The sequence below is a fragment of the Sphingomonas sp. genome (assembly GCF_025362505.1).
In the GTDB taxonomy this organism is placed as follows: domain Bacteria; phylum Pseudomonadota; class Alphaproteobacteria; order Sphingomonadales; family Sphingomonadaceae; genus Sphingomicrobium.
The window spans coordinates 21,343-29,886 of sequence record NZ_JANYGG010000058.1; the positions used below are offsets into that span (position 1 = coordinate 21,343).

At 64.7% G+C, this 8,544-nt stretch carries 9 protein-coding genes, 1 tRNA gene and 1 pseudogene; 8 read left to right on the top strand and 3 right to left on the bottom strand.

Features of this window, described 5'->3' with window-relative positions:
• Genes Q0R27_RS04750 through Q0R27_RS04770 form a run of 5 tightly spaced genes read left to right on the top strand, consistent with a single transcriptional unit; the run spans nt 1 to nt 3,892 of the window.
• Nucleotides 1–819: a cytochrome c oxidase subunit 3 gene (locus tag Q0R27_RS04750; RefSeq protein WP_293941539.1), complete on the top strand. Its 819-nt coding sequence runs from the start codon at nt 1–3 to the stop codon at nt 817–819.
• Complete coding sequence (locus Q0R27_RS04755; protein WP_293941542.1) at nt 816–1,178, top strand: DUF983 domain-containing protein; 363 nt, start codon at nt 816–818, stop codon at nt 1,176–1,178. The genes Q0R27_RS04750 and Q0R27_RS04755 overlap by 4 nt, the downstream gene beginning before the upstream one ends.
• Nucleotides 1,175–1,795, top strand: a complete 621-nt coding sequence (locus Q0R27_RS04760; protein ID WP_293941545.1) for an SURF1 family protein — start codon at nt 1,175–1,177, stop codon at nt 1,793–1,795. The genes Q0R27_RS04755 and Q0R27_RS04760 overlap by 4 nt, the downstream gene beginning before the upstream one ends.
• The gene (locus tag Q0R27_RS04765) at nt 1,792–3,021 is read left to right on the top strand and encodes a pitrilysin family protein (protein ID WP_293941548.1); all 1,230 of its coding nucleotides are present in this window, start codon (nt 1,792–1,794) and stop codon (nt 3,019–3,021) included. Before Q0R27_RS04760 ends, Q0R27_RS04765 begins: the two co-directional genes overlap by 4 nt.
• 10 nt (nt 3,022–3,031) lie before the next feature.
• Nucleotides 3,032–3,892: a class I SAM-dependent methyltransferase gene (locus Q0R27_RS04770; protein ID WP_293941551.1), complete on the top strand. Its 861-nt coding sequence runs from the start codon at nt 3,032–3,034 to the stop codon at nt 3,890–3,892.
• 194 nt (nt 3,893–4,086) lie between these two features.
• Here Q0R27_RS04770 and Q0R27_RS04775 read toward each other — a convergent pair whose 3' ends face one another.
• From Q0R27_RS04775 to Q0R27_RS04785, 3 genes are read right to left on the bottom strand one after another with little or no spacing between them, the layout of a single operon-like run.
• Nucleotides 4,087–4,725 (bottom strand): heme exporter protein CcmB, encoded by a 639-nt coding sequence (locus Q0R27_RS04775; RefSeq protein ID WP_293941554.1) that lies wholly within the window; start codon nt 4,723–4,725, stop codon nt 4,087–4,089.
• A complete protein-coding gene (ccmA, locus tag Q0R27_RS04780; protein WP_293941557.1) occupies nt 4,722–5,291 on the bottom strand; it encodes a heme ABC exporter ATP-binding protein CcmA in 570 nt (189 codons plus the stop codon). Before ccmA ends, Q0R27_RS04775 begins: the two co-directional genes overlap by 4 nt.
• Nucleotides 5,288–5,686 carry a metallopeptidase family protein gene (locus Q0R27_RS04785; protein ID WP_293941560.1) on the bottom strand — a complete coding sequence of 133 codons (399 nt, stop codon included), beginning with the start codon at nt 5,684–5,686 and terminating at the stop codon, nt 5,288–5,290. The genes ccmA and Q0R27_RS04785 overlap by 4 nt, the downstream gene beginning before the upstream one ends.
• Before the next feature lie 86 nt (nt 5,687–5,772).
• Between Q0R27_RS04785 and Q0R27_RS04790 the strand changes: the two genes are divergently transcribed.
• The 3 genes and pseudogenes from Q0R27_RS04790 to Q0R27_RS04800 all read left to right on the top strand — a co-directional run.
• A tRNA-Ser gene (locus tag Q0R27_RS04790) sits at nt 5,773–5,863 on the top strand.
• A 1,151-nt stretch (nt 5,864–7,014) separates the two neighbouring features.
• Nucleotides 7,015–8,124 carry an MBL fold metallo-hydrolase gene (locus tag Q0R27_RS04795; RefSeq protein WP_293941563.1) on the top strand — a complete coding sequence of 370 codons (1,110 nt, stop codon included), beginning with the start codon at nt 7,015–7,017 and terminating at the stop codon, nt 8,122–8,124.
• Nucleotides 8,117–8,544: pseudogene (locus Q0R27_RS04800) on the top strand (hypothetical protein); the annotation flags it as partial. The gene Q0R27_RS04795 and the pseudogene Q0R27_RS04800, both read left to right, overlap by 8 nt.

Sequence of the window (8,544 nt, forward strand, 5' to 3'; positions counted from 1 at the left end):
ATGGCCGGCACCAAGAACCACGACTATCACATCCTCGAGCCCGACCCCTGGCCGATTATCGGCGCCTTTTCGGCGCTGGCGCTGTTCGGCGGGGCTGTGATGTGGATGCACGCCAATCCCTATGGCAAGTTCATCAGCCTTGCCGGGCTGACGATGGTGCTGGTGACCATGTACAACTGGTGGTCAAATACCATCAAGGAAGCGCACGCCGGCGACCATACCCCGGTCGTGTCGCTCCACCTGCGCTACGGGATGATCCTGTTCATCGCGTCCGAAGTGATGTTCTTCGTCGCCTGGTTCTGGGCCTTCTTCGACGCCGCGCTATTCCCGAGCGCGGTCGACGCGGTCGGGGGCCATTGGCCGCCAAAGGGCATCGAGGTGCTCGACCCGTTCGCCTTTCCGCTACTCAACACGCTGATCCTGCTGTGCTCAGGCACGACCGTGACCTGGGCGCACCACGCTCTGATCCACGGCGACCGCAAGGGGTTAAAGCTCGGGCTGATGGCGACGATCGTGCTCGGCCTCGTCTTCACCTCCATCCAGGCGTGGGAATATGCCCATGCGCCATTCGCCTTCAAGGGCAGCATCTACGGCTCGACCTTCTTCATGGCGACGGGTTTCCACGGTTTCCACGTCATCGTCGGCACCATCTTCCTGATCGTTTGCCTGATCCGCGCCAACAAGGGCGACTTTACCCCGAAGCAGCATTTCGGGTTCGAGGCCGCCGCCTGGTACTGGCACTTCGTCGACGTGGTGTGGCTGTTCCTGTTCGTCTCGATCTACGTCTGGGGCGGCTGGGGCGCGCCGATTCACGGTTGACGCATCGAGCACCGACCCGCGTCGCCGCCGCGCTCCAGGGGCTGTGTCCGAGGTGCGGCGCGCGCGACCTGTTCGCCGGGCCGGTGGCGTTCGCCCCAGCCTGCGCCCGGTGCGGGCTCGACTTTGCGGCGTTCAATGTCGGTGACGGAGCGGCGGCGTTCCTCATCCTGATCGTGGGCGCGATCCTGGTGATCGGCGCGATCACGCTCGAGCTGTCGCAGAGCCCGCCTTACTGGGTGCATATCATCTGGGTCCCGATCGGCATTACGCTGACGGTCGGCGGGTTGCGGATCGCAAAGGCACTGCTGATATTCCAGGAATATTCCAACCGCGCCCGCGAAGGAAAGATCGTCGAATGAGTGCCCTTGCTCCCCGCCGCCTGCCGCTGGTCCCGACGATCGTCGTCGGCCTCGCCGTGGCGACGATGATCTGGCTCGGCATCTGGCAGTTGCAGCGCGCGCAGTGGAAAGAGGCGCTGATCGCGCGCTATGCGCAGGCGTCGAAGCTCCCGCCGATCGCGTTCCCGACGATCCCCACCGACAGCAGGAACCTACCGCTCTACCGCTACGCCACCGGCAATTGCCTCGAGGTTGTCGGCCGCCGCACCGTCGCAGGCACGAACAAGGGCGGCGAGCCCGGCTTCGCCCACGTCGCCGACTGTCGCACCGGCGCCGAAGGACCAGGTATGGCGGTCGTCATCGGCTGGTCGAAGAACCCCACGGCCGGCGCCAGCTGGAAGGGCGGGCCGGTCAGCGGGATCATCGGCCCCGACGCGGTGTCGCGGATGCACCTCGTCGCCGACGGGGCCTCGGCGGGGCTCGAGCCCGCCGCGCCGCCGAGCGTCACATCGATCCCCAACAATCATCGCAGTTATGCGGTGCAATGGTTCCTGTTCGCCGGGGTCGCGCTGGTCATCTACCTCATCGCGCTGCGCCGCCTCCCGCCGCGCAAGCCCGACGAGCCCGCTGCATTATGAGTGCCGCGCTCCACCGCCTCGCCAATGGCGTAACCGTCGCGGTCGACCCGATGCCTGGCGCGCAGTCGGCCTCGGTCGGGCTCTACACCAGCGTCGGATCGCGCTCCGAGCCTGAGGCGCTCGGCGGCCTCGCCCACCTTGTCGAGCATATGGTGTTCAAGGGCGCCGGGAGCCGCGACGCGCGCGGCATTGCCGAAGCGATCGAGGACGTCGGCGGCTCGCTCAACGCGTGGACCGCGCGCGACCAGACGGTCTTCCACGCGCGCATCCTGGGCCCCGACGTGCCGCTGGCGCTCGAACTGATCGCCGACCTCGTCCGCGCGCCCACGTTGGACGACGCTGAACTCGAACGCGAGAAGCTGGTCATCCTGTCCGAACTGGGCGAGGCGCTCGACCAGCCCGACGACCTCATCCACGACCATCTGTTCGAAGCGATGTTCGCCCGCCAGCCACTCGCCCGCCCGGTGCTCGGCCGCGAGCCGACCATCCGCGCCGCGACCGTGGCCGACTGCCGGACCTGGCTGACCCGCGAATATCGCCCCGAGCGGATCGTCATCGCGGCGAGTGGCGCGGTCGATCCGGAAGCCGTCGTCGGGCTTGCCGAACGTCTGTTCGGTGACCTCGCGCCGGGTGTGACACCGCTAGTCGAGCCGGCCCGCTTCAGCGGCGGCACCCGCCACGACCGCCGCTCGTTCGAGCAGGCCCACTGGGCGTTCGCGCTGCCCGGAGTCGCCGCCGATGCGCCCGCCGCGCCGGCGCTGTCGCTGTTCACCCACGCGGTCGGCGGGGGCATGTCATCGCGCCTGTTCCAGAAGCTGCGCGAGGAGCGCGGGCTCGCTTATTCGGTCTACGCCTGGGGCCAAGGGTTCGCCGAGACGGGGTTCTTCGCGGTCAATTGCGCGACCGACCGCGCCAACGCCGGCGAAGCGATGGCGCTCGCCCGCGACATCGTCGCGCGTGCCGCCGAGGACCTCTCGCAAGCCGAACTCGCCCGCGCCCGCGCCCAGCTCGAGGCCGGCCTGCTGATGAGCCTCGAGACGGTGCAGGGCCGCGCCGACCAGATGGCGCGCTCGATCGAGGTGTTCGGGCGGATCATGACGCCCGAGGAAATGGTCGCCGAACTGCGCGAGGTCGACCTCGCCGCCGCGCGCGCCGCCGGGGCAGCGCTCCACGCCGGCCCGGTCGCGATCGCGTCGATCGGCAGCAAGCTCGCGCTCGCGGCGTAGGACCCAGGCGATGCTACTCGACACGATCGTCGCCGAGCCGTGGGCCGACTTCGGGCTGATCGACTGCGGTCACGGCCGCAAATATGAGCGCTATGGACCGGTCCGCGTCGTCCGCCCCGAACCGCAGGCGATGTGGGCCCCGGCGACAACCGACTGGGACCCCGACGCGACCTTCGTTCCCGGCTCGGACGAGGAGGGCGGCGGGCGCTGGATCCAGCATCGTCCCGTCCCCGCCAGCTGGCCGCTGGTACGCGGCAACGTGCGCTTCAACGCGTCCCTCACCCCCTTCCGCCACCTCGGATTCTTCCCCGACATGGCGCCGCAATGGGACTGGATGCAGGCCCGCGCGAACGACGCCGAGATCCTCAACCTGTTCGGCTACACCGGGGTCGGCACGCTGCTGCTGAGCGAGGCCGGCGGGCGCCTCGTCCATGTCGACGCATCGAAGAAGTCGGTCGAGGGCGGCCGCGCCAACGCCGCGCTGTCGGGCCTCGCCGAGCGGCCGATCCGCTGGATCGTCGACGACGCAGCCAAGTTCACCGCGCGCGAGGTCCGCCGCGGCCGCCGCTACGACGGTATATTGCTTGACCCGCCCAAGTTCGGCCGCGGTCCCGAGGGCGAGATGTGGCGGCTCGAGGAGCATCTCGCCTTCCTCCTCGCCGATTGCCGCCGGCTGCTCGACGCCGAATCGCGCTTCCTCGTCCTCACGGTGTACGCGGTGCGGATGTCGGCGCTGGCGATCGGCGAATTGCTCGGCCAGCTCGTCGCCGACTTGGGGGGCAAGGTCGAGGTCGGTGAAATGGCCGTCCGCGAGGAATCACGCGCGTTGTTGCTGCCGACGGCGATTTTTGCTCGCTGGAGCCGGGACTAGAGTCTGTTTCGGCTTCGCCGGTTCTGCACCAGCCCGCACCCGCCATTAGCCAGAATGCCTGGGGGGCATCCTGGGTTTTGGCCCGGCCAACCCATAAGATACACTGAGTGGGTTGGCCGGGCCATTCTATCCCAATGTCCCCCGGACATTCGGCGAAGGCGGGTGCGGGCTGGTGCAGTTCTCCTACAAAGACTCTAAGTCCGCGCCGCCCGGATCGCGGCGCCTGCGACGAACGGCGCACCGGCGACCAGCAACAGCGACACCGCACCTTCGAGCATCAAGGCCGATCCCCCGCCTTCCCCGCTCGCCGCCGCACCGAAGATCAGCAGCGGCATGGCTAGCGGCAACAATAGCAATCCGGCCAGCGCCCCGGCGCGCGGCAATCCGGTGGTCAGCGCTGCGACTGCGACCGCCAGCGCGGCGAGCCCCGGCGTGCCGATCGCCAGTGTTGTCAGCGCCCGCCCGAGCGCCGCCCCGTCAAGCCCGAGCAACAGCGACCCCGGCAGCGCCGCGAACAGCAGCAGCGGCCCAAACGCCAGCCAGTGGCCGGCGATCTTCGCCGCCGCGATGGTCTCCTCGGCGACCCCGCGCAGGGCGAGCTGGTCGAGCACCCCGTCGGCGCGGTCGGGCTCGACCAGCCGCTCGATCGGCAGCAGCGCGGCGGTCAGCGCCGCGATCCATAACGCGCCCCCGCCGATCCGCCCGAGCAGGCGCGCATCTGGCCCGACCGCGAACGGCACCAGCGCGGTAACGATCAGGAAGAAAGCGACCGGCAGCCACGCCGCCCCGCTGAGCGCGCGCCGCACGTCGCGAGCGATCAGCGCACCAATCACCGGCCCAGCGCCAGTTCGCGCCACTCGCCGCCGAGCGCGACATGACTCGCCGCCAGCACCCCGCCACCGTCAGCACGATGAACCGCGATAGCCGCCTCGAGCCGCGCGGTACCGTCCGTGTCGAGCCCGCTCAGCGGTTCGTCGAGCAGCCACAGCCGAGCCCCGCTCGCGACGACCCGCGCCAGCCGAGCGCGCCGCGCCTGTCCGGTCGACAGCAGCCGCACCGGGACCGGCGCGAGCCGGGTCAGCCCGAACGCCTCCAGCGCGTCGGGCAGCCGCCCCTCCCCGTCATCGAGCCGCGCCCACCAGCCGAGCGCCTCGCCCAGCGTCCGTTCGCGGTCGAGCGTCAGCGCTTCGTCGGCCAGCGCCAAGGTCGCACCGCGATCGATCCGTCCCGCGCTCGGCGTCAGGAGCCCCGCCGCGAGCCGCAGCAAGCTCGATTTGCCGCACCCGTTGGGCCCGGTAACATGCACCACCTCGCCCGCCCCGATGGCGAGATCGAGCCCGTCGAACAGCAATCGCCCGCCGCGTACACACGCCACCCGCTCGAACGCGAGCAAACTCACTCGCCCTCCTCGATCGCATGCATGTCGTCGTCGCTCAGCCCGAAATGATGGCCGACCTCATGGATGACAATGTGATGGACCAGCGTCTCGAACCGCTCGCCCTCTTCGACCCATTCGTCGAGGATCGCGCGGCGGTAGAGGGTGATCCGGTCGGGCATCGCGCCCGGCGCGGCGCTTTCCTTGTCGCCGATCGGCACCCCTTCATAAAGGCCGGTCAGGTCGAGCGGATGGTCGATCCCGAGCACCGCCAGCGTCGCCTCGTCGGCCAGTTCCTCGACCCGCACGACGATCTCGCCGAGGTGTCGCCCGAACAGGTCCGGCAGCGCCGCGAGGGTTGCGCGCGCGATCGCCGCGATCTCGTTCGCCGAAGGGGGAGTGTCGAAGCGTCGCGCCATCGCCCCGCCATAGGGGCGACGCGCCGTAACGGGCAACCTTGCCGTTCCGCCGCCCGCGCTCTAGAGCCGCCCGGTCCAGTGCATGCGGAGCGGTGGCCGAGTGGTCGAAGGCGCTCGCCTGGAAAGTGAGTATACGTCAAAAGCGTATCGTGGGTTCGAATCCCACCCGCTCCGCCATCCAGTCCTAAGTTATTGGTTTAACAGAGAACTTACCCATTTTTGCCGCGATTTTGCGCGTTTCCTGTTTTCTTCGGTACTGCTGAGAGTCCGCTGCGAACTGGGAATACGCAATTTCGTGGTATTTTCTCTGTTGGGATCCGGTCTGGTACCGAATGGATTTTGATGGATTCCATATCAAAAGTTCGAATCCATCTCGCCCCGCCAAGCAGTCTCAGCAATGAAAACCGTTTGAGATTTTCTGCCCGTATCGGCGCGTCGAAGCGCGCTTGCCGGGTAAAAATCCGTACTGGAGAGGATCAATTTTCCGCCTACATCGGAGAGGTTTTCTGACAGTTTCTCTGAACGGTTCGCTGAAGGTACGAAATGGTAAAAACCCCGGTCACGTTATGAACCACAAATGCTTTTTGCTGACGTAATTTGTCGGACAAAAACACCGGAAATCTGTCGTTATCTTGCCATCGCGCGAGAAGAATCTGTTTTCAAAACGAGCCAAACGTGACCGAGGTTTATTCCTGTAAAAACCGGGTTCAGGGATCGCCTTGAGATGCAACTGGAACGATACTCAACTATTTTAGTTGGGTATCGTTCCAGTTGCCCTAAAGAGAGTTTCGGCGCTCGGGATAGGCGGGAGGGGGTTTCGCGAGTGAGATTCTCCGAGATTGCCATTTTGCGGGTACGCTTTGACAGATTTTGGGGACTGACCGGAAAGGCAGCTTCGCAGACGCGAAAACAGGATAGCCGCCATTCTCAACCGCAGGAATGCCGTGTCGGCATACGACCAGAGCCGGTCACCCACATTGGCCACCAAAAACGTCTGCTCCAGACAAAAGCTGCCGATGGGGCCCACCGATGCGGACCGTCAGCAAAGCGCCGTAAGATCGGTCGCGCGTTTAGGAGATCTAGAATCCTGAAAGCTGTCATCTCGCGGCGTGTAACGACGGAATGTATGTGCACCCCCCAACACGTGCCAAGTATGCTAAACGTCGTCCGGGACGATGCCGAATTGTTGCAGCCCACTCGAGATACTTGCCGTGCAGAAAGCGCCTGAAGGTGAGAGCAATGAAAGTTGTCAGCGGCGGTCAAACTTCCCGGCATGTATATTACGTCGGCAGCTTGTAGCCGCCGTGACTATCCCTTAAAGTTGAATCATGGAGTATGAAATCGAATTCCATCCGGTAGGCGATGCGTCTAAGGCGGGGGATGCGATTTCGCTGCGGTACTGGGACGGCACAAACCACCAGATCATCATCGTTGATGGCGGGACCGATACGGCCGGCGAGGTTTTAGTTGAACATATTCGGCTCCATTATGGAGCGGACACACATATTAGCCACGTCATAAATACGCACCCAGACACGGACCATGCATGCGGACTTCGCGCGGTTCTCAAGAACTTCTCGGTCGGCACGCTTTGGCTGCATGGAGTATGGCATCACGCAGAAGAGATGCTCCCCTATTTCTCTGACCCCCGATGGACTGTGGGTGGATTGGAGAAGGCCATCAGGAAAAACTATGGCGTCATTAGCGAGCTGCTCGATTTAGCCGCTGAAAAGAACATACCCGTCTATGAGCCTTTCCAAGGAACACAGATCGGACCTCTAACAGTTTTGTCACCATCCCGGTGGAGCTACCTTCGACTGGTGCCGCAGTTTCGCAAGACACCGGCAGCTAACACGAATGCTCTCGAAGCTGACAACATGCTCCTTCAAAGTGGTGGCATCGCTTCCTGGATCGCGCGAGCGTTGGCGGGCGCTATGTCGTGGATCACGGAAGACTGGAGCATTGAGCTGCTGAAGGAGAACCCCGTGACTGCCGCGGAGAATGAGACGAGCACCGTTCTGTTCGGCCGGTTTGGTGACGCGCGCATATTGCTGACCGGCGATGCAGGTGCGAACGCGTTGAGTTGGTCAATCCAATTTGCGAGCAATCAAGGGCTGCCGATCTTTCAGCCCACCTTAATGCAAGTGCCGCATCATGGTAGCAGGAGCAACGTTAGTCCCTCAGTTCTAAACGAGCTGCTTGGCCCGCCTCAGACTGAAGGCAGCCCGGCTCGGGGCGTCGCGGTGGTGTCGGCCCCTAAAGATGACACCACGCACCCCCGCAACATGGTCATGAACGCCTTTCTGAGGCGGGGCTACCCTGTGAACAAAACGCAAGGGGCATACTATCGGCAATTTTCTGCTGGATACCCCAGGCGTACAAATGAGGTAGCGGCGCAGCCATTTGAATGGTTTCATCAGGTCGAGAATTATGATTGACCTGACACAACTGTTCGACCCCTACAGTCGGCAAGCCCGACTTTATCCGGCGCTCCTCACGCTGGCCCCGCTCATCGCAGTCGCACTTTCCATTTGGCCGACGCTCGGCGGCAGCGCGTGGGCAGGCACGCTTGCAGCGTTGGCTGCAGGCCTGGGAGTCCTGTTCCTGTTGACCGAGATTGCGCGATCGCGTGGAAAGCGACTGGAACCGATATTGCTCACTGAATGGGGTGGCTGGCCCACGACAATATGGTTACGTCATTCAAGCGGTCTCTTTTCAGCGAATACCCTCGCGCGCTACCATACCTTTTTAGCCAGTTCTGTGCCGGCCTTGACAATCCCGAATGCCGCCGAGGAAGCGACCGACCCTGGTTCTGCGGACGCCGTTTATGCATCAGCGGGGCATTGTCAGACCAAATG

What these genes read in the sequence shown, in the direction of transcription:
- Q0R27_RS04750 (WP_293941539.1), top strand. Translation starts at nt 1, where the DNA reads ATGGCCGGCACCAAGAACCACGACTATCACATCCTCGAGCCCGACCCC.
- Q0R27_RS04760 (WP_293941545.1), top strand. Translation starts at nt 1,175, where the DNA reads ATGAGTGCCCTTGCTCCCCGCCGCCTGCCGCTGGTCCCGACGATCGTC.
- Q0R27_RS04765 (WP_293941548.1), top strand. Translation starts at nt 1,792, where the DNA reads ATGAGTGCCGCGCTCCACCGCCTCGCCAATGGCGTAACCGTCGCGGTC.
- Q0R27_RS04770 (WP_293941551.1), top strand. Translation starts at nt 3,032, where the DNA reads ATGCTACTCGACACGATCGTCGCCGAGCCGTGGGCCGACTTCGGGCTG.
- Q0R27_RS04785 (WP_293941560.1), bottom strand. Translation starts at nt 5,686, where the DNA reads ATGGCGCGACGCTTCGACACTCCCCCTTCGGCGAACGAGATCGCGGCG.
- Q0R27_RS04795 (WP_293941563.1), top strand. Translation starts at nt 7,015, where the DNA reads ATGGAGTATGAAATCGAATTCCATCCGGTAGGCGATGCGTCTAAGGCG.